The sequence below is a fragment of the Streptomyces sp. NPDC008150 genome (assembly GCF_042956945.1).
In the GTDB taxonomy this organism is placed as follows: Bacteria; Actinomycetota; Actinomycetes; order Streptomycetales; family Streptomycetaceae; genus Streptomyces.
In genome coordinates this window covers 163,334-186,913 of the sequence record NZ_JBIBHJ010000012.1, presented here as the reverse complement: position 1 = coordinate 186,913, position 23,580 = coordinate 163,334, and the positions used below count along the sequence as shown (strand labels likewise).

The window sequence follows — 23,580 nt, the reverse complement described above, 5'->3', positions numbered from 1 at the left end:
CATTCCGCGCGACGACGGCCCGGCCGCGGTGTCCCGGACCCCCGCGCCACGACGCACGCGTGGCCGTCACCCGGCCCGGGTGACGGCCACGCGCGGTGTCCGTGCGGCGGTCGGCTCAGACGGTCTCGGGGAGTTCCTCGAGGCCCTCGGCGACCAGCTTGGCCAGGCGGTCCAGGGCGGCGTCCGCGCCCTCGGCGTCCGACGCGAGGACGATCTCCTCGCCGCCCTGGGCGCCGAGACCGAGCACGGCGAGCATGGAGGCGGCGTTGACGGGGGCGGTGTCCGCCTTGGCGATCGTCACGGGCACGCCCGTGGCCATGGTCGCCCGGACGAAGATGGAGGCGGGGCGGGCGTGGAGGCCCTCGGTCCAGCCGACGTTGACGCGGCGCTCAGCCATGTGTTGCTGCCCTTCAGGTGTCCCAAGTTGTCTAGACCAGTCTTCCACATGTGTCCTGCACAGCCTGCCTCGCGCCACCGTCCGCCGCGAGCCGTACCCTGGGCCCATGCTGAGCTCGTCGGACCGGCACGAGTACCCCGCCCACTGGGAGGCCGACGTCGTGCTGCGCGACGGCGGCACCGCGCGGGTCCGGCCCATCACCGTCGACGACGCGGACCGCCTGGTCAGCTTCTACGAACAGGTCTCCGACGAGTCGAAGTACTTCCGCTTCTTCGCGCCCTACCCCCGGCTCTCCGCCAAGGACGTCCGGCGCTTCACCCACCACGACTTCGTGGACCGGGTCGGCCTCGCGGCCACCGTGGGCGGCGAGTTCATCGCGACCGTGCGCTACGACCGCATCGATGCCCGCGGCATGCCCGCCTCCGCGCCCGCCGACGAGGCCGAGGTCGCCTTCCTCGTGCAGGACGCGCACCAGGGCCGCGGCGTCGCGTCCGCCCTGCTCGAACACGTCGCCGCCGTCGCCCGCGAGCGCGGCATCCGCCGCTTCGCCGCCGAGGTGCTGCCCGCCAACACCAAGATGATCAAGGTGTTCACGGACGCCGGCTACACCCAGAAGCGCAGCTTCGAGGACGGTGTGGTCCGCCTGGAGTTCGACCTCGAACCCACCGACCGCTCGCTCGCCGTGCAGCGCGCCCGCGAGCAGCGCGCCGAGGCCCGTTCGGTGCGCAGGCTGCTCGCCCCCGGCTCCGTCGCCGTCGTCGGCGTCGGCCGCCGCCCCGGCGGTGTCGGCCGCGGCCTGCTCGGCAACATCCGGGACGCCGGCTTCACCGGCAGCCTCTACGCCGTCAACAGCGCGCTGCCCGAGGGCGACAAGGAACTCGACGGCCTCCCCGGCGTCCCCGCGCACCGCTCCGTGCGCGACATCGCGGACCCCGTCGACCTCGCGGTCGTCGCCGTGCCCGCGGCGCAGGTCCCCGACGTCGTCACCGAGTGCGGCGAACACGGCGTGCAGGGCCTCGTGGTGGTCTCCGCCGGATACGCGGAGAGCGGCCCCGAGGGACGCGAGCGCCAGCGCGAACTGGTGCGCCAGGCACGGACGTACGGCATGCGGATCATCGGCCCCAACGCCTTCGGCGTCGTCAACACCTCGCCCGAGGTCCGGCTCAACGCCTCCCTCGCCCCCGAGATGCCCCGCCCCGGCCGCATCGGCCTGTTCGCCCAGTCCGGCGCCATCGGCATCGCCCTGCTGTCGCGGCTGCACCGGCGCGGCGGCGGGGTCACCGGGGTCACCGGCGTCTCCACGTTCGTCTCGTCGGGCAACCGCGCCGACGTCTCCGGCAACGACGTCCTCCAGTACTGGTACGACGACCCCGAGACCGACGTCGCCCTCATGTACCTCGAATCCATCGGCAACCCGCGCAAGTTCACCCGGCTCGCCCGCCGCACCGCCACCGCGAAACCGCTCGTCGTCGTCCAGGGCGCCCGGCACGGCGCCGCCCCGCAGGGCCACGCCGTGCGCGCCACCCGGCTGCCGCACGCGACCGTGTCCGCGCTGCTGCGCCAGGCCGGTGTCATCCGCGTCGACACCATCACCGAACTCGTCGACGCGGGGCTCCTGCTGGCCCGACAGCCGCTGCCCTCCGGACCCCGCGTGGCGATCCTCGGCAACTCCGAGTCGCTCGGCCTGCTGACGTACGACGCGTGCCTCGCCGAGGGCCTCCGCCCGCAGCCCCCGCGCGACCTCACCACGGCCGCCTCCGCCGAGGACTTCCGCGCCGCCCTGGCCGCCGCCCTCGCCGACGACACCAGCGACGCCGTCGTCGTCACCGCCATCCCGGCGGTGGGCGAGACCTCCGCCGAGGACGCCGCCCTCGCCCGCGCCCTGCGCTCGGCCGCCCTCGCGGCCCCCGCGAAGCCCGTGCTCGTCGTGCACGTCGAACTCGGCGGCCTCGCCGAGGCGCTGTCCGCCGCCGCGAGCACCGCGCCCCAGAGCCCCGCGCCCGCCGCACCGGAGGGCAGCCGCCCCGCCGCGCCGGACGCACACCCCGCCCCGGAACCCGACGCCCCCGACGACGCACGCCTCATCCCCGCCTACCCGGCCGCCGAACGAGCCGTCCGCGCCCTCGGCGAGGCCGTCAAGTACGCCCAGTGGCGGCGCGAGGCCGCCGACCCCGGCCGGGTGCCCGAGTACGAGGACATCGACGAGAAGGGCACCGCCCGCCTCATCGACGGCCTGCTCGCGCGCGGCCAGGGCCTCACCCTCGGCACCGGGGAGACCTGCGACCTGCTCGGCCGCTACGGCATCACCGTCCGCCCCGCCGTGCCCGCCGCCACGCCCGCCGAGGCCGTCGAGGCCGCGCGGAACCTGGGCTGGCCCGTCGCCCTCAAGGCGACCGCGCCGCACCTGCGCCACCGCGCCGACCTCGGCGGCGTACGCCTCGACCTCGCCGACGAGGAACAGCTGCTGCGCGCCTTCGCCGAGCTGACCGAGCTGTTCGGCAGGCCGCAGGAACTGCGCCCCGTGGTCCAGGCGATGGCGCCGCGCGGCGTCGACACCGTCGTACGGGCGGTCATCGACCCGGCGGCCGGGGCCGTGCTGTCGTTCGGACTCGCGGGCGCCGCCTCGCAGCTCCTCGGGGACACCGCGCACCGCCTGGTCCCGGTCACCGACCGCGACGCGACCTCCCTGGTCCGCTCCATCCGCACCGCGCCCCTGCTGTTCGGCTGGCGCGGCTCCACCCCCGTCGACACCGCCGCCCTGGAGGAACTGCTGCTGCGGGTCTCCCGGCTCGTCGACGACCACCCCGAGGTCGTCGCCGTCACCCTGGAGCCCGTCGTCGTCGCCCCGCACGGCGTGAACGTCCTCGGCGCCACCGTCCGCCTCGCACCCCCGCCGGCCCGCGACGACCTGGGCCCCCGCACCCTGCCGGTCTACTGACGGGCCCGCCCGGACCCCGGGGCACCGGCACCGGACGGCCGCCCTCTGGCCCGGAGCGCCCCCGTCCACGGATTAGGATGGACGTCATGGCCAAGACCAGTACGACGACCCAGGGGCTGCGCACGGCGATCGAGCGCAGCGGTTACTACCCGGCTCTCGTGGCCGAAGCGGTGGAGGCCGCGGTCGGCGGCGAGCCCATGCGGTCGTTCCTGGTCCACCAGGAGACGACGTTCGACCAGAACGAGGTACGCCGGCACGTGACCGTGCTGGTGCTCACCGGCAACCGGTTCATCGTCAGCCACACCGACGAACAGGCCGCCGACGACACCTCCCCGACGCCGTACGCCACCACGTCCACCGAGTCCGTGAAGCTCGACCGGATCTCCTCCGTGGTGCTCAGCCGGGTCGTCGCCAACCCCGAGGCGTACACGCCGGGCACCCTGCCCCGCGAGGTCGTGCTGACCATCGGCTGGGGCGCCGTCTCCCGCATCGACCTGGAGCCCGCGGCCTGCGGCGACCCCAACTGCGAGGCGGACCACGGCTACACGGGCAGCTCCACGGCGGACGACCTGAGCCTGCGCGTCAGCGAGGCGGGGGACGGACCCGAGACCGTACGGGAGGCGCTGGTGTTCGCCCAGGCCCTTTCCGAGGCGACCGCGAACCTCGCGCACTGATGGCCCTGCCCGCCTGGCCCGAACCGGAACCCCTGACCGTCGCGTCGGCGCCGCTGCCCGAGTACGGCGGCGGCTCCCTCGCGGACCTGCTGCCCACGCTGGCCGCCGGCATGGGCGTCCCCGGCACGAGCGCCGCCATCGCCGAGCTGACCCCCGCCGACCGCAACTGCGTGTTCCTGATCGACGGGCTCGGCTGGGAGCAACTGCGCGCCCACCCGTACGAGGCGCCCTACCTCAACGGGCTGCTCGCCTCCTCGCGCGGCGGCACGGGCCGCCCGCTCACCACCGGCTTCCCGGCGACCACCGCGACCTCCCTCGCCTCGGTCGGCACCGGCCTGCCCCCGGGCGCCCACGGCCTGCCCGGCTACACCGTGCGCAACCCGGCCACCGGCGCGCTGATGAACCAGCTCCGCTGGCAGCCGTACAGCGACCCGAAGGCGTGGCAGCCGCACCCCACGATCTTCCAACTGGCCGAGCGCGCGGGCGTGCGCGCCGCCCAGGTCTCGGCGCCCGCCTTCGCCAACACCCCGCTCACCAAGGTCGCCCTCAGCGGCGGCACCTTCCTCGGGCGGCTCACCGGCGAGGAGCGCATGGACCTCGCGGCGGAGCAACTGGCCGCCGCGGACCGGTCGTTGGTCTACACGTACTACTCCGAGGTGGACGGCGCGGGACACCGCCACGGCGTCGACTCCGACACCTGGCGCGGCCAGCTCATGCACGTGGACCGCCTCGTGCAGCGCCTCGCCGAGCAACTCCCGCCGCGCGCGGCCCTGTACGTCACCGCGGACCACGGCATGATCGACGTCCCGTTCGACGACGAGCACCGCATCGACTTCGACGCCGACTGGGAACTGCGCGCCGGTGTCGCCCTGTTGGGCGGCGAGGGCCGGGCCCGGCACGTGTACGCGGTGCCCGGTGCCGCGGGCGACGTGCTGGCCTGCTGGCGCGAGGTGATCGGCGAGCAGTTCTGGGTGGCCTCGCGGGACGAGGCGATCGAGGCGGGCTGGTTCGGCCCCCACGTCGAGGACCGGGTGTACGACCGGCTCGGCGACGTGATCGCGGCCGCCCGCGACGACGTCCTCGTCATCGCCTCCGAGCGGGAGCCCAAGGAGTCGGCCATGGTCGGCAACCACGGCTCCATGACCCCCGCCGAGCAGCTCGTCCCGCTGCTCGAAGTACGCTCCTGACCCTGCGCCCCGCGCGGCATCCCCCCGCCAACCCGCCGAAAGGTGTTCGACTCCCCATGCCCGAGCTGGTGTTCTTCTCCGGAACCATGGACTGCGGGAAGTCCACCCTGGCTCTGCAGATCGGGCACAACCGTTCGGCGCGGGGGCTCCAGGGCATGATCTTCACCCGCGACGACCGGGCGGGCGAGGGAAAGCTGTCCTCCCGCCTCGGCCTGGTCTCGGAGGCCGTCGAGGCCACCGAGGGCATGGACATGTACGCGTATCTGGTCGACCACCTCTCGCACGGCGGGCGGATCGACTACGTGATCGCCGACGAGGCGCAGTTCCTCGCACCGCAGCAGATCGACCAGCTCGCGCAGGTCGTGGACGACCTCGGGCTCGACGTCTTCGCCTTCGGCATCACCACCGACTTCCGCACCAAGCTCTTCCCCGGCTCGCAGCGGCTGATCGAGCTGGCCGACCGGATCGAGGCGCTCCAGGTGGAGGCCCTGTGCTGGTGCGGCGCCAGGGCCACGCACAACGCCCGTACCGTGGGCGGCGAGATGGTCGTCGAGGGCGCCCAGGTGGTCGTCGGCGACGTCAACCGCGCGGCGGGGGAGGTCGGTTACGAGGTCCTGTGCCGCCGGCACCACCTGCGCCGGGTGACCAGCGCCTCCGCCCACGCCGGCGAACTGTCCCCCGGGGTCCTGCCCATCGGGCCGGACTGACCGCCGGGCGGCGCCGGGACCCGGAGCGGCTCTCCGGTCCGGCCCCCCGCGCGTTCCCGGCGCCGCCCGGCAGCCGGCCGGGCCGGCTTCAGCTCGGGTCCTCCACCACCGAGAACCGCGCGCCCTCCAGGTCCGCAACGGTGGCCACCCTGCCGTGCGGGCTGTCGTGCGCGGGGGCGAGGACGGTGCCGCCCAGGTCGACCACCCGCTCCAGCGTGCGGTCCGCGTCGGCCACCTCGAAGTACGTCATCCAGTGCGGGCCGCGCTCGTGGGGCAGGGCGTCGCCCAGCCCGTGGATACCGGCGACCGGGCGGCCCTCCACGTACAGGGTCACGTAGTCGAGGTCCGGCCCGCCCACCGCCTCCTGGCGGTAGCCGAACAGGGCCTCGTAGAACTTCACGACGCCGGCGGTCTCGTAGGTCACCAGCTCGTTCCACGCGGGCGCGCCGGGCAGTCCGGGCGCCCCCGTGATGTCCGCGCCCAGGTGGGCGGAGGCCTGCCAGATGCCGAAGACCGCGCCCGCGGGGTCGGAGCCCAGCGCGAGGCGTCCGGCCTTCTCCGCGTCCAGCGGGCCGACGCCGATGGTGCCGCCGGACAGCCGGACCGTCTCGGCGGTCTGGTCCACGTCGCGCGAGGCGAGGTAGGGCGTCCAGGTCACCGGCAGCCGCAGCCCGTCCGGAAGCTGCCCGATGCCCGCCACCTCGCGGCCGTCGAGCAGGGCCCTCACATAGGGCCCGAGTTGGCGTGGTCCGGGCCGGAACTCCCAGCCGAACAGGGCTTCGTAGAAGGACTGGGTCGCCTCGATCCGGTGCGACATCAGGCTCACCCAGCAGGGCGTGCCGGGTGCGTACTGGTCGTGCGTTGGGCCGTTCGGGCCGGCCGACCCCCGTGCCTCGGTCATCGTCACTCTCTCCCCGGCCCCTCGCGGTGGCCGCCTCGCTTCCGTTCCGTGGACCCGCGCCGCTGTGCGTACCGTCCGTCCCGCGCCGCGCGCGGGCGCGGACCACCCGGGCGGTACCGGCCGACGGGGGCCGCGCGGGCGGCGTCCGGTCCGTCCGCCGCCGCTGCCGGCGACTGTCGGTCCGGCGTACACAATGTGTCCGTTCCCGTACACCCCGTGACCGGAGCTGCCCGGCGGGCAGAGTAGCCGGAGCCGGGCGACGCGGCCACCCCGTACGCGAGGATGGGGGCCATGAACGCCATCATCTCCGCATCAGAACTCGCCGGCGACCTCGCGGGCGGCGACCCGCCGGTCCTGCTCGACGTCCGCTGGCAGCTCACCCTCGCGAAGGCGGCCCCGTTCGACGGCCGCGCCGCGTACGCGAAGGGCCATCTGCCGGGCGCCGTCTTCGTCGACCTGGACCGGGAGCTGGCCGGACCCCCCGGTGCGGGCGGGCGCCATCCCCTGCCGGACACCGGGGAGTTCGGGGCGGCGATGCGCCGCGCGGGCGTGTCCGCGGGGCGGCCGGTGGTCGTGTACGACGGCGGGCTCGGCTGGGCCGCGGCCCGCGCCTGGTGGCTGCTGCGCTGGGCGGGCCACCCGGACGTGCGGGTCCTCGACGGTGGCCTGGACGCCTGGACCGGCGAGCTGGAAACGACCGTACCGGCGCCCGCCGAGGGCGACTTCGAGCCCCGGCCCGGCGCGACGGAACTGCTCGATGCCGACGGCGCGGCGGCCCTCGCCGGGTCAGGCCTGCTGCTCGACGCGCGGGCGGGGGAGCGGTACCGGGGCGAGACCGAGCCGATCGACCCGGCGGCCGGCCACATTCCCGGGGCGGTCTCCGCGCCGACCACCGAGAACACGGGACCGGACGGACGTTTCCTGCCCGCGCCCGAACTGGCCGCCCGCTTCCGGGCGCTGGGCGCCGACGGTTCCCGGAAGGTCGGCGTGTACTGCGGCTCCGGGGTGTCCGCGGCGCACGAGGTGCTGGCCCTGGAGATCGCCGGTGTCCCGGCCGCGCTGTACGCCGGTTCGTGGTCGCAGTGGTCGGCGGACCCGTCCCGTCCGGTCGCGGTGGGTCCCGACCCCGTCTGACCGCGCACGGCGGGCCCGTACACGGCGGGGTCCGCGCCGCACCGGCGCGGACCCCGCTCTGTCACCTTTGCCGCCCTCGTCCCCGCCGGAACGCGGACTACTCCTGCTTCTTGCGCCGGGTGCCGAACACGATCTCGTCCCAGCTCGGCACCGCGGCCCGCCGTCCGGGACGGACCCCGTCCGCCTCGGCCTGCCGGTCGGTGGATCCGACCAGCCGGTCGCGGTGACTGGCCACGGAACGCGGCATCAGGACGTCCGCGTAGGCGGAACCGGCCGAGGCCGCGGGAGCCGGCGGCTCCTCCTCGACGGGCTCGTCGACGGGCTCCTCGGGCGGCTCCACCGGGGGCCGCTCGGGCACCACGAGGTCGCCGCGGAAGCTCGGCACCGCCTCCAGCAGGCTGGTCAGCGAGTCCCGTTCGGCGCTCTCCTCGACCGGCTCGGGCACCGACGGCGGCAGCATCGGCCGCTCGCGGTCCAGCGGGCGGTCGCGGTCCAGCGGACGGTCCCGGGGGAGCCGGGCGATGCGCGGTACGAACGGGAAGCTGGGCTCGGGCGCCGCGAGGTCCTCGGACTCGCCGATCAGCGAGCGCGCTTCGTCGTCGACGGACTGCACGAGCCGCCGGGGCGGGTCGTAGGTCCAGCTCGCCGAGTGCGGTTCGCCGGCGACCAGGTAGACGAGCAGGACCTCCCAGGTGCCGTCGTCGCGGCGCCAGGAGTCCCACTGCACGGTGTCCTTGGAGGCGCCCCGGTGCGTCAGCCGCTCCTGCACGGCTTCGCCGAGCGGGGGGCCGGAGTTCTCGCCGGGACGGCGGACGGGGGTCTTGCGGGCGCGCTCGGCCATGAAGGCGCGCTCGGCGAGGACGGGGCCCTCGAACCGGCGCACGCGGTCGACGGGGATACCGGCGAGCTGGGCGACCTCTTCCGCGGTCGCGCCCGCTCTTATCCGCGCCTGGATGTCGCGGGGGCGGAGATGGCTCTCCACCTCGATCTCGATCTGGCCGAGGCGGGGACGGTCGCCGCGCACGGCGGCACGAAGACGCTCGTCGATGGCAAGCGTGTACTCCGTGCTGTCAGCAGCCTTCAGCACCAGCCGTGTGCCGTCATTGGAGACGGCCACGACACGCAGTTCGGGCATGGGGACCTCCCGGGTGGTGCCTGCCGACGTCACGTGCGTCGCTGCTTCCGCTAGTCGAGTGTGGCCTGCCCGGGTGCAGCCTGCCACAACCTTGCCGAGTTGCCCGGCGTGTCGGGCGCTGGCCCGGGATCGCCGTTATGGCACGGTTACCTTTTCGCAACGCTAAGTGACCAACTCCGTCACCCTGAGCAACTGGCCCCCTCCCGGCGGTCCTTCGCGGTCCTTCGTGTTTCCGGACGCCCCGGCGGGAGACCGGTCTCAGGGCTCGCAACAGTACTCCATTTGGGCCACGTGCGTGGATTGGCACGCCGCCCAACTTGCCGTGGGGGCGCGCCTTCTTCCGCGCCGGCCGCGATCTCCGGGGGTGCGCCGTGGCGAAGTTCACGTAATCACCAGAAACGGAACTATCGGTTTCGTGCGCACGTCCCCCTCTCGTACAGTCGGTCGGACAAGTACGGGAAAGGCAGGCAAGGTCCGGGGATGCGTGAAAGGCCCGAAGCCGGCGGTGAGCCGCGTGCCGAGACGCGGGCATGGCCCGAAGTCCCGGCGCGGACGGAGCTCCCGCACGGCGAGGTACGGACGGAGCCTCACGACGAGGCGCAGGCGGAACCGATCGCCGGGGCGGAGGTGAGGAAGAAGCGGGTGGACCTGAGCGTCCCCCAGGTCGCGGGCAGTGCCGTGGCGGCCGTGGTGGCCGCGAAACTGGCCTCCTACTTCGGTGTCTACGGAACGATCTTCGGCGCGGGCGTCGTCAGCATCCTGGCGACCTGCGGCGGCACCGTCTTCCAGCACTTCTTCCGCCGCACCGGCGAACAGCTCCGCGAGGTCACGGTGGCGGCGAAGCCCCGTGCGCAGGCGGGCACGTTCCCGGCCGACCCGGACGCGCCGCGCGCCCCGGACCGCCGGGGCGTCCGGGCGGAGAGCCGTACGACGGGCCAAGTCCCGCCCGCGCACGGCGAGTTCACCGAGGCCACCGTCTACCGGGCGCGGGTCAGGAGCTGGAAGCGGCCGCTGATCGCCGCGGCCCTGGTGTTCGGCGTCACGATGGCCGGCATCACCACGTACGAGGTCGCCTCCGGCGACAGCTTCAGCGGCAACGGCGGGACCACCGTGGGGGACGCCTTCACCGGCACGTCCTCGTCGTCGTCCTCGACCACCGACGACGACACCCCCGCGCCGTCGTCCACGCCGTCGGGCTCCGGCGGGCAGGAGGAGGGCACGCCCTCCGGCACCGCCACGCCGGACCCGGACTCCTCGGCCGGCACCGGCTCCGGCCAGGGTTCCGACGACAACGGCGGCGCGACGTCCGGGACTTCGGGGACGACGCCGACACCGGAGGCCACCGACGGCGGCTCCTCCGACTCCGACGGGAGCGGCACCGCCCCCACGCCGAGCGCGACGGCTACGACCCCAGCACCCTCCGCAAGTAGTCGTTCCGGAAACGACGGTCAGGATCAAGACGGTCTCGCAACGCCGTGAACTCGGCGAAGCGCGGGTACGCCGCCGCCAGGTACTCGGCGTCCCGCGTGTGGATCTTGCCCCAGTGCGGCCGGCCCTCGTGCGCGGTGAAGATGCGCTCGGCGGCGGTGAAGTAGCCCTGGTAGGGCGTCCCCTTGAACATGTGCACGGCGACGTACGCGCTGTCCCGGCCCGAGGCCGTGGACAGCGCGATGTCGTCGGCGGGCGCGGTGCGCACCTCGACGGGGAAGCTGACCCGCAGGTCCGAGCGGTCGACCATCGTCTTCAGTTCGCGCAGCGTGTCGACCAGCGCCTCGCGCGGGACGGCGTACTCCATCTCCACGAAGCGCACCCGGCGCGGTGACGTGAAGACCTTGTACGGGATGTCGGTGTAGGTCCGCGCGGACAGTGCGCGGCTGGAGAGGCGGGCGATCGCGGGGACCGTCGCGGGCGCCGCGCGGCCGACCCAGTTGGCCACCTGGAACACGCCGTTGGAGAGCAGCTCGTCGTCGACGAAGCCCGAGAGCCGGCTCACCGGGCGTTCGGGGCCGGCGCTGCGGTTGTTGCGCTTGGTGTTGGTGGAGCCGGTGTGCGGGAACCAGTAGAACTCGAAGTGCTCGTTCTCGGCCCAGAGTTCGTCGAAGGAGCGGGTGACCCGGTCGAAGGTCATCGGCTCCTCGCGGGCGGTGAGCAGGAAGACCGGTTCCACGGCGAACGTGATCGCCGTGATGATGCCGAGGGCGCCGAGCCCGATCCGGGCCGCCGCGAAGACGTCCGGGTTCTCCTTCTCGGAGCACGTCAGCACCGAGCCGTCCGCCGTCACCAGCTCGAGTCCGCGGATCTGGGCGGCTATCGACGCGGACTCGCGGCCGGTGCCGTGCGTGCCCGTGCTGACCGCGCCGGACACGGTCTGCTCCATGATGTCGCCCATGTTCGTGAGCGAGAGCCCCTCGCGCGCGAGCGCCAGGTTGAGCCGCTTGAGCGGGGTGCCCGCCTCCACCGTGACGGTGCCGGCCGCGCGGTCGATCGCGCGGATGCCGGTGAGCAGCTGCGGCCGGATCAGCACGCCGTCCGTCGCCGCGATCGACGTGAACGAGTGGCCGGTGCCGACGGCCTTCACCGGCAGCCCGTCCTCCGCCGCCCGCCGTACGGCGGCGGCCAGTTCCTCGACGGACGCCGGCTCGACCTCCCGCACCGGACGGGCCGTGGCGGTGCCGCCCCAGTTACGCCACGTGCCGTTCTTCGCGCTCGCTGTGCCGCTCAACGGTGCCTCCCCGACCCGGAGCCGGCCTGCGCAGCCGGCGGTACCCGAGGAAACCGACCGCGGCCGCGACGGCCCCGGCCACGGCCGGAACCCCGTACCCGGCCCGCGCCCCGGCCGCGTCGATGACCCAGCCGGCCAGCGAGGAGCCGAGCGCGACCCCGACCGCAAGCCCGGTACTCACCCAGGACATGCCTTCGGTCAGATGTGCGCGTGGTACGTGCTCTTCGACGAGGGACATGGTCGTGATCATCGTCGGAGCGATGGACAGACCCGCAACGAACAGCGCCACGGCCAGAAACGGCAGGTTCCCGACCAGTAGGAGGGGGATCATACTCACGGCGGTGGTGCATATGCCCAGCAGCCAACGCCGTTCCGCTCTCCCCTTCAGGCGCAGCAGCCCGAACACGGCCCCCGCGGCGCACGACCCGGCCGCGTACACGGCGAGCACCAGGCTCGCGGCCGCCTTGTGGCCCTGCTCGTCCGCGAAGGCCACCGTCACCACGTCGACCGAGCCGAAGATCGTGCCCGTCGCGGCGAACGTGACCACCAGCACCTGGAGGCCGTGCGAGCGCAGCGCGCTGCCGCCGGTGTGCTGCCCGCGCGGGTGCGGCACCGGCTCGGTGGCCCGCTGGGACGTCAGCCACAGCACGCCGGCCGTCAGGAAGCAGGCGGCGAGCAGGGGGCCCGCCTCCGGGAACCAGCCGGTGGACAGGCCGATGGAGATGATCGGCCCGAAGATGAAGCACACCTCGTCGATCACGGACTCGTAGGAGTACGCGGTGTGCAGCCGCGGGGTGCCGCGGTAGAGCGCCGCCCAGCGGGCCCGCACCATGGCGCCCACGCTGGGCACCGAGCCGAGGCCCGCGGCGCACACGAACAACACCCAGTCCGGCAGCCGGAAGTGGGCGGTCAGCAACAGGCCGGTCATCGCGGTGACGGCGACCAGCACGGCCGGGCGCAGCACCCGGCGCTGCCCGTGCCGGTCCACCAGCCGCGAGACCTGCGGGCCCAGCACGGCCGCGGCGAGCGCGATCGTGGCCGAGAGGGCGCCCGCGAGGCCGTAGCGCCCGGTGATCTGCGACACCATCGTCACCACGCCGACGCCGGTCATCGACAGCGGCATGCGGCCGAGGAAACCCGCGGCGGAGAAGCTCTTCGCGCCGGGGGCGGCGAACAGGGCGCGGTAGGGGCTCGGCACGGGGGTCTCCGGTGGGTCCGTCAGGGGCACGTCCCGGTGTTCCGGTGCGGCACCGACGGGGAGTGCGGGCGCCCGCGGGCGCGCACACGGCGGGCCGCCCCGGGCGGCTCGGCGGGGCGTTCGGTGCGTGCGGGGCCTTGGTAAGGCGTGAAGTCGGCCCATACAGCTTACGGGGCGGCCCGGCCCGTGCGCACCCCCGATTCCGGCCGGAACCAACTCGCGGGCTCCGTACCCGCCCGCCGTTTCCCGGCGCCCGACGGCGGGTGGCAGGATCGGTGCCATGCCAGACGCGCTCGATGCCACCCCCTATGACGCCCTGCTCCTGCTGTCCTTCGGCGGCCCGGAAGGCCCGGACGACGTCGTCCCCTTCCTGGAGAACGTGACGCGCGGGCGGGGCATCCCCAAGGAACGCCTGAAGGAAGTCGGGCAGCACTACTTCCTGTTCGGCGGTGTCAGCCCCATCAACGACCAGAACCGCGCCCTGCTGGACGCCCTGCGCAAGGACTTCGCCGGCCACGGCCTCGACCTGCCGGTGTACTGGGGCAACCGCAACTGGGCGCCGTACCTGACGGACACGCTGCGGGAGATCGTCCGGGACGGGCACCGCCGCGTCCTGGTCCTCGCCACCAGCGCGTACGCCTCGTACTCGGGCTGCCGCCAGTACCGCGAGAACCTCGCGGACTCGCTGGCCGAACTGGAGACCGAGGGGCTCGACCTGCCGCGCGTCGACAAGCTGCGGCACTACTTCAACCACCCCGGGTTCGTGGAGCCGATGGCCGAGGGCGTGCTGCGCTCGCTGGCGGAACTGCCCGACGAGGTCCGCGACGGCGCGCACATCGCGTTCACCACGCACTCCGTGCCGACCGCCGCGGCCGACACCTCCGGCCCGGTGGAGGACCACGGCGACGGCGGCGCGTACGTCGCCCAGCACCTGGACGTCGCCCGGCTGATCGCCGACGAGGTGCGCGAACGCACCGGCGTCGACCACCCCTGGCAGCTCGTCTACCAGTCGCGCTCCGGCGCCCCGCACATCCCGTGGCTGGAGCCGGACATCTGCGACCACCTGGAGGAGCGGCACGCGGCCGGCGTCCCCGCGGTCGTCATGGCGCCCATCGGCTTCGTCTCCGACCACATGGAGGTCCTCTACGACCTCGACACGGAGGCCACCGCCAAGGCCGCCGAACTGGGCCTGCCGGTACGCCGGTCGGCCACGGTGGGCGCCGACCCGAGGTTCGCCGCCGCGGTGCGCGACCTGGTCCTGGAGCGCGCCGCCGCCGAGAACGGCACCCCGGTGACGCCGTGCGCGCTCGGCGCCCTCGGCCCCAGCCACCAGCTCTGCCCGGCCGGGTGCTGCCCGGCCCGCGCGCCCCGCCCCGCGGCGGCGGGCGCCGACAGCCCCTACGCCTGAGGAGTCCCGTGTCCGAGCCCCTCCACATCGAGCTGCTGCAACTGGCCAAGGAGGCCGCGAGCCGCGCCGGCGAACTGCTGCGGGACGGCCGCCCGGCCGATCTCGCCGTCGCCGCCACCAAGTCGAGCCCGATCGACGTCGTCACCGAGATGGACATCGCCGCGGAGAAGCTGATCACCGGGCTGATCTCCAACCGCCGCCCCGGCGACGGCCTGCTCGGCGAGGAGGGCTCCGCCACGGAGGGCACCACCGGCGTGCGCTGGGTCATCGACCCCCTCGACGGCACGGTCAACTACCTCTACGGGCTGCCCACCTGGTCGGTCTCCATCGCGGCCGAGCAGAACGGCGAGACGGTCGTCGGCGTCGTCGCGGTCCCGATGCGCGGCGAGATGTTCCACGCGGTGCGCGGCAGCGGCGCCCGCGCGACCGGGGGCTGGGTGGGGGAGCGCCGGCTCACCTGCCGTCCGGCCCCGCCGCTGGAGCAGGCGCTCGTCTCGACCGGCTTCAACTACGTCGCCGACGTCCGCGCCCACCAGGCCGAGGTCGCCGGGAAACTGATCCCGAGGCTGCGGGACATCCGGCGCGGCGGTTCCGCCGCGGTCGACCTGTGCGACCTGGCGGCCGGCCGCCTCGACGGCTACTACGAGCGCGGCCTGCACCCCTGGGACCTCGCGGCGGGCGAGCTGATCGCCCGGGAGGCGGGCGCGCTGACCGGTGGACGCCCCGGAGAGCGCCCCTCGGGCGAACTGACGGTCGCGGGCACCCCCGGCGTCTTCGAGCCCCTCCAGGCCCTCCTGGAGGACTTCGGCGCCTGGCACGACTGAGGCTCCTGGTACGGCAGCGGGGCCCCGGCGCTGGATTCGCCGGGGCCCCGCTGTGTTGCTTCCGTCCTGCTGGGCAGAAGGTCGGTCAGACGCCGGCCGCGCCGACCTCCACGCCGTGCTCGGCGGCGAGACGACGGAGGTCGTCCAGCTCGCCCTGCTCGACCTCGACGAGGAACTCGTCGCCTTCGTCGCGGGCCCGCGTCAGGTCGGACTCGGTCGTCCTTATGCGCTGCAGAAGTCCTGTGGTGAAAGCGTCCATGCTGCGCCCCCTCGTCCTGGGTCGTGGGTCGGTGGCACGGGGGTGTGCCGTTCATGAGGGGCGATCACGACTCCTGCGGATGCCCGGCGCGCACCGTGCCGGGCGGCGACGGTGCCGGACACCCACGCCCACTCTGCCGAGGCGGATCGAGGAGTGTGCCGCATGGTGGTGCGCCACATGCAGAGCGTGATCGCGGGGTGTAAAGCCGTCCTCCCCGCCCGTCTGTGCACGGAAACCTCACCAACCCGAGAAATCTTCCGTTCCCGGGCGGCTCACCCGCCCGTAATCGTCGCCTCACGCCGCATTGGGCCGCCGCACAGCGGGACCGGGGCCCGCTTACAGCCGACTTATGACCGAAAAGGGCAGGATGGAGGCCTCAACCCCGCCGCACCCCTGCCCGCGTGCCGCCGAGAGACGCACGTCGGAGAGGGACACAGGAAGGACAAACGCCGTGCGCGTACTCGTCGTCGAGGACGAGCAGTTGCTCGCCGATGCGGTGGCCACCGGGCTGCGCCGGGAGGCCATGGCCGTCGACGTCGTGTACGACGGGGCCGCGGCCCTGGAGCGCATCGGCGTCAACGACTACGACGTGGTCGTCCTCGACCGTGACCTGCCGCTCGTGCACGGTGACGACGTGTGCCGCCGTGTCGTCGAACTGGGCATGCCCACAAGGGTGTTGATGCTCACCGCCTCCGGTGACGTCAGCGACCGCGTGGAGGGCCTGGAGATCGGCGCCGACGACTACCTGCCCAAGCCCTTCGCGTTCACCGAGCTGACGGCCCGCGTGCGCGCGCTGGGCCGCCGCACCAGCGTGCCGCTGCCGCCGGTCCTGGAGCGCGCCGGCATCAAGCTCGACCCCAACCGCCGCGAGGTCTTCCGCGACGGGCGGGAGGTGCAGCTCGCGCCGAAGGAGTTCGCCGTCCTGGAGGTCCTCATGCGCAGCGAGGGCGCGGTCGTCTCCGCGGAGCAACTGCTGGAGAAGGCGTGGGACGAGAACACCGACCCGTTCACCAACGTCGTGCGCGTCACCGTGATGACCCTGCGCCGCAAGCTCGGCGAACCCGCGGTGATCGTCACCGTGCCCGGCTCCGGCTACCGGATCTGAGGCCGGCGTGACCGCGACGCCCGCGCCGCCCCAGACGCCCCCGAAACCCACGTGGGACCCCACCAGGCCCGAGCCGAACTTCCCGTGGCTGCGCCCCACCATCCGGATACGGCTGACGCTGCTGTACGGCGGCATGTTCCTGATCGCGGGCATCCTGCTGCTGTCGATCAACTACCTGCTGGCCGCGAACGCGCTCAACGTCGGCAGTGAACTGCCCTTCAAGATCCTCACCGGGCAGGTCACCAGCGACACCTGCAACTTCCCCGTCTCGACCACCGCGACGCAGCTCAACCACGCGATGAACCAGTGCGTCAACGAGGAGCGCCAGCACGCCCTCGACAGCCTGCTGAGCCGGTCGCTGCTGGCACTGCTCGGGCTCGCCGTGATCGCCTTCGCCTTCGGCTACGCGATGGCCGGCCGGGTCCTGTCGCCGCTGGGCCGCATCACGCGCACCGCGCGCGCCGTGGCCGGCTCGGACCTGTCCCGCCGCATCGAGCTGGACGGCCCCGACGACGAGCTGAAGGAGCTGGCCGACACCTTCGACGAGATGCTGGAGCGGCTCCAGCGGGCGTTCACCGCGCAGCAGCGCTTCGTCGGCAACGCGTCGCACGAACTGCGCACCCCGCTCGCCATCAACCGCACCCTCCTGGAGGTCCACCTCTCGGACCCGGGCGCCCCGGTGGAGCTGCGGCAGCTCGGCAAGACGCTGCTGGCCACCAACGAGCGCAGCGAGCAGCTCGTCGAGGGACTGCTGCTGCTCGCCCGCAGCGACAACCAGATCGTCGAGCGCAAACCGGTGGACCTCGCGGAGGTCGCCGAGCGGGCCGTCGACCAGACGTACGCGGAGGCGGAGGCCAAGGGCGTCCGGATCGAGGGCGTCCGGCAGCCGGTGATGGTCCAGGGCAACGGCGTCCTGCTGGAGCGGATCGCCCTGAACCTGGTCCAGAACGCCGTGCGGTACAACGTCCCGGCCGAGGACCCCCCGCGCGACGCGGGGGCACCCAGGGACGCCGCCGAGGGCCGTGACGGGCACGAGGGGGGCTGGGTCGAGGTCACCACGGAGGTCCAGCACGGGCAGGCGGTCCTCGTCGTCACGAACACGGGCCCGGTCGTGCCGGCCTACGAGATCGACAACATCTTCGAGCCGTTCCGGCGATTGCGGACCGAACGCACGGGCAGCGACAAGGGTGTCGGGCTCGGGCTGTCGATCGTGCGGTCGGTGGCCAGGGCCCACGGCGGGCACATCACGGCGCGGCCGAGGGAGGGCGGCGGGCTGGTGATGCGGGTCACGTTGCCGATGTGATCCGGGGCGACGTGCGACACACCGATCGACGGCTCTGTTCGCTTTGCGCGGAATTTTCTGACACCCTGCCCCGGCTGTCCATGTGTGATCGATCACATGGGCGGCTTTCGGGCCCTCTACGTTCCGTGATCATGCACCCTGTTCGGGGCCGGGAATTTCCGGGTTTTCGCCGGTATTGATTACGGGAAGTACACGGTGGGGCGCCTTTGGAGTGCGGCGTTCGAACCGTGTACGGTCCCGATCGCCATCCAAGCCGATCACTCTTGAGGGGTCCGGTTGGGTGTCGATTGAGTAACAGACCTTGATGTGAGGCAAAATCTCCGCCTCAGGTCGGGCACAAGTCCGGCCTCCCACGCGTTACGTGCGCTGGAGACACCGCAAATACCCAGAGGGGGAGAGGGACATGGCAACGGATTACGACACCCCACGCAAGACCGATGACGACGTCGACTCGGACAGCCTTGAGGAACTGAAGGCCCGGAGGAACGACAAGTCGACCTCCGCCGTCGACGTCGACGAGTTCGAGGCCGCAGAGGGCCTGGAACTGCCGGGCGCGGACCTGTCCAACGAAGAGCTGGCGGTCCGGGTCCTGCCCAAGCAGCAGGACGAGTTCACCTGCATGAGCTGCTTCCTGGTGCACCACCGCAGTCAGCTGGCCAGGGAGAAGAACGGTCAGCCGATCTGCCGCGACTGCGACTGAGGGAGGGTCGGCCGTGACAGGCTCGACCCCTCCATGGAAGCGCCGCTTCCCCGACGGAGGAGCGGACGAAGGGCCGCGAGACGGCTCTCACGACGCGCGTGGCGACGAGCGGGGCGCATCCGACCAGGACGCGACCTCGCTCGAACCGGCGGCCGGCCGGGACCACCTCCCGGCCTCGGACAACCCTGCGCCCGCCGCCCGGAGACGGTCGGCGGTCCTCAGGGGGGCCCGGGAAGGCGTCCGCAAGGGCTCCGACCGCGCGCGGGCCGGCCTGGCGTACCTCGCCGACCGGATCATCGACATCGCCCCGCGTGTGCCCGTACGGGACCTCGCGGCGCTGCGTCGTCAGTTCCCGGGTCTCGGCCCCGAGCAGCTCGCGGACAAGCTGGTGTCCGGCGCGGCCAACGCCACGTCGACCGTCGGCGCGGGCATCGGCGCCGCGGCCATGCTGCCGGTTCCCCCTGCCATGCCCACGGAGCTGGCCGCCGAGATCACCGGGGTCGCCGCGATCGAGCTGAAGCTCATCGCCGAGCTCCACGAGGTCTACGGCGTCCGACCCCCGGGCGACCTCCGGGCCCGCAGCACCGCCTACCTGGCCTCCTGGTCGGGTGAGCGCGGCGTCGACGTGATGAAGCCGTCGACGTTCAACACGGCCCTCGGCGGCCACATGAAGCGCGAACTGCGCCAGCAGATCATGAAGCGGATGGTCCGCGACCTGCCGAACCTCATGCCGTTCATGGTGGGCGCCGCCGTCGGCGCGGTCATGAACCGCCGGGACACCAAGAAGCTCGCCGCGCGGATCCGCAAGGACCTGCGCAAGCTCCAGGTGCCCTGGGACGCGCTGCCCGCGCTGCCGCCCCTGGAGGCCCCCGCGGACCCGCTGAGCATCGAGGGAGTCCCGCCCGAGGACCTGCCGGGACCGGGCGGCGCCGGGCGCTGAGCGGACCACGGGGCCCCTCGGGCAGTCCCCGCCACGGGCAGGACGGCCGCCGCCGCGGCCCTCCGGGCCGTTCACTCCGGCGCACCCCGGGGCGCACGCACGCGTGCCGCGGCCGGGCCGACGCTCAAGACATCCACCCGGACAGGTAAAGATTCGCCCCGCGGGGGCGGCCCTCCCGCGCTACGCGGTGGCCGCCACCCGCGCCGCCTCCAGTGCCGCCGCCAGCCGCTCGGGCTCCCGCGTCGACAGGTACAGGTACGGCGTCGGGTCGTCCGGGTCGGTGACGATCACGCGCAGCGCCCCCGGGATGTACGAGCGCATCAGCAGGAACGCCCGGGTGTCCGCCTTCCAGGTGCGCCAGGCCTGCGCCTCCGCCGCGTCGAGCACCTCGGCCTCGCCCAGCGCCGTGACCGGGATCTTCGCCTCTCCGGCGATCAGCTGGTCCCCCACCACGCGGATGCGCAGCGAGCCGTACGAGCTGCCCACGATCGCGGCGACGGCGGTGCCGCCGACCAGGCCGGCCAGCGGCGGCAGGGTGCCGAACGGCAGGAAGACCAGGGCGACGGCGAACCCGAACAGGAAGCTGTACAGCCACCAGGTCCGGGGCGTCGTCAGGCGTTCCTCGTACGAGGCGGGGGAGAGCTCCATGGGACCTAGCTTGGCACGGTGTCCGACTACGGCCGACGCGCGGGTAAGGTCTGCGGCTGTGAGTGGTACTTCCGCAGCTCTCAGGCCTCCCGCCGACGCCGTACCGCCGGTACGGCACCCCGACGCGCCCGCGCCCGGGGAACTCCTCGGCGCGCACTACGACCACTGCTTCGGGTGCGGTGACGAACAGCCGCACGGACTGCACGTCCGGGCGCGCGCGGGCGAGGGCGTCTCGGTCGTCGCCGAGTTCACCGTGCAGCCCGTCCACCAGGGGGCCCCGGGCCTCGCGCACGGCGGGGTGCTCGTCAGCGCCCTCGACGAGACGCTCGGTTCGCTGGGCTGGCTGCTGCGCACGATCGCCGTCACCGGCCGCCTGGAGACCGACTTCGTGCGCCCCGTGCCGGTCGGCACCGTGCTGCACCTGGAGGCCGAGGTGAAGGCGGTCGCCGGGCGGAAGATCTACTCCTCCGCCGTCGGACGCGTCGGCGGGCCGGACGGTCCTGTCGCCGTGCGGGCCGACGCCCTCTTCGTGGAGGTCAAGGTCGACCACTTCGTCGACAACGGCCGCCAGGAGGAGATCCGCGCCGTGCTGGACGACCCCGACCAGGTCCGTGTCGCCCGCGCCTTCGAGGTGAATCCGTGAGCGGCCCCCTGGACGTCCTGATCCGCCGCGTCGACCCCGGCGTACCGCTTCCGACGTACGCGCACCCCGGTGACGCGGGCGCCGACCTGCGGACGACCGAGAGCCGTGAACTGGCCCCGGGCGAGCGGGCGGTCCTGCCCACGGGGGTGTCTGTCGCGCTGCCGGAGGGGTACGCGGCCTTCGTGCACCCGCGGTCGGGCCTCGCCGCCCGCTGCGGTGTCGCTCTCGTGAATGCCCCGGGGACCGTGGACGCCGGGTACCGTGGGGAGATCAAGGTAATCGTGGTGAATCTCGACCCGCGCGAACCTGTGCGGTTCGAGCGGTACGACCGGATTGCGCAGCTGGTCGTGCAGCGGGTCGAGCGGGTGCGCTTCCAGGAGGTCGCGGAGCTTCCCGACTCGGTGCGGGCCGACGGGGGCTTCGGGTCCACCGGTGGCCACGCCGCTGTGGGTGGCGCCGGCGATCCAGCCGCCGACGGCGGCACTTCGGGTGGGAATCGATACGCTTCGGTCGTATCCGACCGGGAAGGACAGTGACGTGTTCGGACGTCGCAACAAGAAGGGTGCCGCCGAGGACGCGGCCGGCGAGGCCGAGCAGGTCGTCGACAGTGTGGACACTGAGGCGGACGACGAGGACGGCACGGAGCGCGAGCGCGTGCGGCTCGAACCCGAGCCCCGTCCCGACGGCCCCTGGGACAGCACCGAGGTGAGCGACCCGGCCGAGGGCCGGGTCGACCTGGGCGGACTGTTCGTGCCGGGAGTCGACGGCATGGAACTGCGTGTCGAGGTCGCGGGCGACGCGATCGTCGCGGCGACCGTGGTGCTGCGCGACAGCGCGGTCCAGCTCCAGGCCTTCGCAGCGCCCAAGCGCGAGGGGATCTGGGGCGAGGTCCGCGAGGAGATCGGCTCCGGCATCACCCAGCAGGGCGGCATCATCGACGAGGTCGAGGGCCCGCTGGGCTGGGAGCTGCGCGCGCAGGTCCCCGTGCAGCTCCCCGACGGCACGGGCGGCTTCCACGTCGTGCGGTTCGTCGGCGTCGACGGCCCCCGCTGGTTCCTGCGCGGAGTGATCTCCGGCCAGGGCGCGGTGCAGCCGCAGCAGGCCGGCCTGCTGGAGCAGATCTTCCGCGACACCGTCGTGGTCCGCGGCGAGGGCCCGATGGCGCCCCGCGACCCGATCGTGCTGAAGCTGCCGAACGACGCGCAGATGGTTCCGGAGGGCGTCCAGCAGGACGAGGGCTCCCGCTTCTCCGGCGGCATGGGCCAGCTCCAGCGCGGCCCGGAGATCACCGAGGTCCGCTAGCCCCGCGTACGGACGAGAAGGGCCGCACCCCGCACGGGTGCGGCCCTTCCGCATGCCCGCCGTGCCCCGCACCGCCCTGCGGCGAAACCCCAAGTTCTCCTCCGTGAACGGCAGTTGACCTGCCGGTCCGTCCTCGGCCCTTGACGCCCCAACTGGTCTGTACCTATGGTCACCGGCCAGCGCGCGTGTTCAGCAACCCAAGTGACGTTCACATACGAGAACGGATCCCCCCATGGCAGAACACCCCGTTCCACACCGCCGCAGATCGCGCCCGGCCCCGCTCGCCGTCGTCGCCGCGGCCGTCGCCGCCCTCGTCGCCGCGCTGCTCGCCTGGCCCGGCGCGCACCGGGCCGACGCCGCCCCCACCACCTTCGTGCACCCCGGAGTGACCGTCTCCCGGGCCCAGTTGGACTTCGCCCGCACCGAGGTGCAGGCCGGCGCGCAGCCCTGGAAGGGCGCCTTCGACCAGATGACGGCGAGCGCCTACGCCAGCCTGAGCCGCACCGCCAAGCCCCGCGCCACCGTGGAGTGCGGTTCCTACTCCAACCCCAACAACGGCTGCACCGACGAGCGCGAGGACGCGATCGCGGCGTACACCGACGCGCTCGCCTGGTACATCACCCGCGACGCGCGCTACGCGCAGAAGTCCATCGAGCTGATGGACGCCTGGTCGGCCGTGCTGCGCGAACACACCAACAGCAACGCCCCGTTGCAGACCGGCTGGGCCGGTTCCTCGTGGCCGAGGGCCGCCGAGATCATCAAGTACACGTACACCGGAACCTGGGCCAACTCCGCCCGGTTCGCGACCATGTTGCGCACCGTGTACCTGCCGGAGGTGATCAACGGGTCGAACAGCAACGGCAATTGGGAACTGTCGATGATGGAGGCCGCCGTCGGCATCTCCGTCTTCCTGGAGGACCGCACCTCCTACGACACCGCCATGGCGAGGTTCCGCACCCGCACCGCCGCCTACGTCTACCTCGCCTCCGACGGCGCCGTGCCGAAGACCGTGCCGAGCCAGAACCTCAACACCACCGCCAAGATCGTCTCGTACTGGCAGGGGCAGTCCACCTTCGTCACCGGTCTCACCCAGGAGACCTGCCGCGACCTCACCCACACCGGGTACGGCATCTCCGCGATCTCCCACGTCGCCGAGACCAGCCGCATCCAGGGCCAGGACCTGTACGGCACCGACGTCGGAGAACGGCTGCGCCAGGCGCTCGGCTTCCAATCCAAGTACGAGCTGGGCACCGCCGTCCCGAGCTGGCTGTGCGGCGGCAGCCTCAACCTGGGCCTGGGCCCCGTCACCGAGGTCGGCTACAACGCCCTGCACAACCGCCTCGGCATCGCCATGACCAACACCCAGGCGCTGACCGAACGCAACCGCCCGGCCGGCAGCGACAACCTCTTCGTCGCCTGGGAGACCCTGACCCACGGCGACAACCCGAACTGACC

Annotated in this window: 23 protein-coding genes; 16 read left to right on the top strand and 7 right to left on the bottom strand. The window is 73.2% G+C overall.

Going from position 1 to position 23,580, the window contains the following annotated elements; genetic code table 11:
• Positions 1-115: 115 nt before the first annotated feature.
• Positions 116-397, bottom strand: a complete 282-nt coding sequence (locus ACFZA0_RS27140) for an HPr family phosphocarrier protein (protein ID WP_391021663.1) — start codon at positions 395-397, stop codon at positions 116-118.
• Positions 398-503: 106 nt separating this feature from the next.
• On the opposite strand from ACFZA0_RS27140, the gene ACFZA0_RS27135 reads away from it, so the two are divergent.
• The 4 genes from ACFZA0_RS27135 (at position 504) to ACFZA0_RS27120 (ending at position 5,903) form a co-directional block, all read left to right on the top strand.
• A complete protein-coding gene (locus ACFZA0_RS27135; protein ID WP_391021661.1) occupies positions 504-3,335 on the top strand; it encodes a GNAT family N-acetyltransferase in 2,832 nt (943 codons plus the stop codon).
• Positions 3,336-3,412: 77 nt separating this feature from the next.
• Entirely contained in the window at positions 3,413-4,009 is a 597-nt protein-coding gene (locus tag ACFZA0_RS27130) for a DUF5998 family protein (RefSeq protein WP_391021658.1), read from the top strand.
• Positions 4,009-5,196 (top strand): alkaline phosphatase family protein, encoded by a 1,188-nt coding sequence (locus tag ACFZA0_RS27125; RefSeq protein WP_391021657.1) that lies wholly within the window; start codon positions 4,009-4,011, stop codon positions 5,194-5,196. Before ACFZA0_RS27130 ends, ACFZA0_RS27125 begins: the two co-directional genes overlap by 1 nt.
• Positions 5,197-5,252: 56 nt before the next feature.
• Positions 5,253-5,903 carry a thymidine kinase gene (locus tag ACFZA0_RS27120; protein WP_391021655.1) on the top strand — a complete coding sequence of 217 codons (651 nt, stop codon included), beginning with the start codon at positions 5,253-5,255 and terminating at the stop codon, positions 5,901-5,903.
• An 88-nt stretch (positions 5,904-5,991) separates the two neighbouring features.
• On the opposite strand, the gene ACFZA0_RS27115 is transcribed toward ACFZA0_RS27120, so the two are convergent.
• Positions 5,992-6,804 carry a VOC family protein gene (locus tag ACFZA0_RS27115; protein ID WP_391021653.1) on the bottom strand — a complete coding sequence of 271 codons (813 nt, stop codon included), beginning with the start codon at positions 6,802-6,804 and terminating at the stop codon, positions 5,992-5,994.
• A gap of 291 nt (positions 6,805-7,095) precedes the next feature.
• Between ACFZA0_RS27115 and ACFZA0_RS27110 the strand changes: the two genes are divergently transcribed.
• Positions 7,096-7,938, top strand: a complete 843-nt coding sequence (locus tag ACFZA0_RS27110) for a rhodanese-like domain-containing protein (RefSeq protein ID WP_391021651.1) — start codon at positions 7,096-7,098, stop codon at positions 7,936-7,938.
• 97 nt (positions 7,939-8,035) lie between these two features.
• On the opposite strand, the gene sepH is transcribed toward ACFZA0_RS27110, so the two are convergent.
• Positions 8,036-9,073: a septation protein SepH gene (gene sepH, locus ACFZA0_RS27105; protein ID WP_391021649.1), complete on the bottom strand. Its 1,038-nt coding sequence runs from the start codon at positions 9,071-9,073 to the stop codon at positions 8,036-8,038.
• A gap of 480 nt (positions 9,074-9,553) precedes the next feature.
• Between sepH and ACFZA0_RS27100 the strand changes: the two genes are divergently transcribed.
• A complete protein-coding gene (locus ACFZA0_RS27100; RefSeq protein WP_391021647.1) occupies positions 9,554-10,552 on the top strand; it encodes a hypothetical protein in 999 nt (332 codons plus the stop codon).
• On the opposite strand, the gene ACFZA0_RS27095 is transcribed toward ACFZA0_RS27100, so the two are convergent.
• Both ACFZA0_RS27095 and ACFZA0_RS27090 read right to left on the bottom strand, forming a co-directional pair.
• Positions 10,476-11,795: a D-arabinono-1,4-lactone oxidase gene (locus ACFZA0_RS27095; RefSeq protein ID WP_391021645.1), complete on the bottom strand. Its 1,320-nt coding sequence runs from the start codon at positions 11,793-11,795 to the stop codon at positions 10,476-10,478. The genes ACFZA0_RS27100 and ACFZA0_RS27095 overlap by 77 nt on opposite strands.
• The gene (locus ACFZA0_RS27090; protein WP_391021643.1) at positions 11,755-12,993 is read right to left on the bottom strand and encodes an MFS transporter; all 1,239 of its coding nucleotides are present in this window, start codon (positions 12,991-12,993) and stop codon (positions 11,755-11,757) included. The genes ACFZA0_RS27095 and ACFZA0_RS27090 overlap by 41 nt, the downstream gene beginning before the upstream one ends.
• 280 nt (positions 12,994-13,273) lie before the next feature.
• Here ACFZA0_RS27090 and ACFZA0_RS27085 point away from each other — a divergent pair, with 280 nt between their 5' ends.
• Both ACFZA0_RS27085 and ACFZA0_RS27080 read left to right on the top strand, forming a co-directional pair.
• Positions 13,274-14,401: a ferrochelatase gene (locus ACFZA0_RS27085; RefSeq protein ID WP_391021641.1), complete on the top strand. Its 1,128-nt coding sequence runs from the start codon at positions 13,274-13,276 to the stop codon at positions 14,399-14,401.
• An 8-nt stretch (positions 14,402-14,409) separates the two neighbouring features.
• Positions 14,410-15,225, top strand: a complete 816-nt coding sequence (locus tag ACFZA0_RS27080) for an inositol monophosphatase family protein (RefSeq protein WP_391021639.1) — start codon at positions 14,410-14,412, stop codon at positions 15,223-15,225.
• A gap of 85 nt (positions 15,226-15,310) precedes the next feature.
• Here ACFZA0_RS27080 and ACFZA0_RS27075 read toward each other — a convergent pair whose 3' ends face one another.
• Positions 15,311-15,484: a hypothetical protein gene (locus ACFZA0_RS27075; protein WP_391021638.1), complete on the bottom strand. Its 174-nt coding sequence runs from the start codon at positions 15,482-15,484 to the stop codon at positions 15,311-15,313.
• A 451-nt stretch (positions 15,485-15,935) separates the two neighbouring features.
• On the opposite strand from ACFZA0_RS27075, the gene ACFZA0_RS27070 reads away from it, so the two are divergent.
• The 4 genes from ACFZA0_RS27070 to ACFZA0_RS27055 all read left to right on the top strand — a co-directional run bounded on the left by ACFZA0_RS27070 (position 15,936) and on the right by ACFZA0_RS27055 (position 19,532).
• On the top strand, positions 15,936-16,589 hold the full coding sequence (locus ACFZA0_RS27070; protein WP_391021636.1) for a response regulator: 654 nt from the start codon (positions 15,936-15,938) through the stop codon (positions 16,587-16,589).
• A 7-nt stretch (positions 16,590-16,596) separates the two neighbouring features.
• Positions 16,597-17,892: an ATP-binding protein gene (locus ACFZA0_RS27065; protein ID WP_391021634.1), complete on the top strand. Its 1,296-nt coding sequence runs from the start codon at positions 16,597-16,599 to the stop codon at positions 17,890-17,892.
• A gap of 403 nt (positions 17,893-18,295) precedes the next feature.
• Positions 18,296-18,592, top strand: coding sequence for a DUF4193 domain-containing protein (locus tag ACFZA0_RS27060; RefSeq protein ID WP_005481602.1), 297 nt, complete (start codon positions 18,296-18,298; stop codon positions 18,590-18,592).
• A 13-nt stretch (positions 18,593-18,605) separates the two neighbouring features.
• On the top strand, positions 18,606-19,532 hold the full coding sequence (locus ACFZA0_RS27055) for a hypothetical protein (protein WP_391021632.1): 927 nt from the start codon (positions 18,606-18,608) through the stop codon (positions 19,530-19,532).
• 180 nt (positions 19,533-19,712) lie between these two features.
• Here the strand turns inward: ACFZA0_RS27055 and ACFZA0_RS27050 are convergent, their stop codons facing one another.
• The gene (locus ACFZA0_RS27050) at positions 19,713-20,180 is read right to left on the bottom strand and encodes a DUF3093 family protein (RefSeq protein WP_391021630.1); all 468 of its coding nucleotides are present in this window, start codon (positions 20,178-20,180) and stop codon (positions 19,713-19,715) included.
• A gap of 58 nt (positions 20,181-20,238) precedes the next feature.
• On the opposite strand from ACFZA0_RS27050, the gene ACFZA0_RS27045 reads away from it, so the two are divergent.
• The 4 genes from ACFZA0_RS27045 (at position 20,239) to ACFZA0_RS27030 (ending at position 23,578) form a co-directional block, all read left to right on the top strand.
• Entirely contained in the window at positions 20,239-20,823 is a 585-nt protein-coding gene (locus tag ACFZA0_RS27045; protein WP_391021628.1) for a hotdog domain-containing protein, read from the top strand.
• Positions 20,820-21,359 carry a dUTP diphosphatase gene (gene dut, locus ACFZA0_RS27040; RefSeq protein WP_391021626.1) on the top strand — a complete coding sequence of 180 codons (540 nt, stop codon included), beginning with the start codon at positions 20,820-20,822 and terminating at the stop codon, positions 21,357-21,359. Before ACFZA0_RS27045 ends, dut begins: the two co-directional genes overlap by 4 nt.
• 1 nt (position 21,360) lies before the next feature.
• On the top strand, positions 21,361-22,125 hold the full coding sequence (locus ACFZA0_RS27035; RefSeq protein ID WP_391021624.1) for a DUF3710 domain-containing protein: 765 nt from the start codon (positions 21,361-21,363) through the stop codon (positions 22,123-22,125).
• Positions 22,126-22,357: 232 nt separating this feature from the next.
• Positions 22,358-23,578 (top strand): alginate lyase family protein, encoded by a 1,221-nt coding sequence (locus ACFZA0_RS27030; RefSeq protein WP_391021622.1) that lies wholly within the window; start codon positions 22,358-22,360, stop codon positions 23,576-23,578.
• Positions 23,579-23,580: the final 2 nt, after the last annotated feature.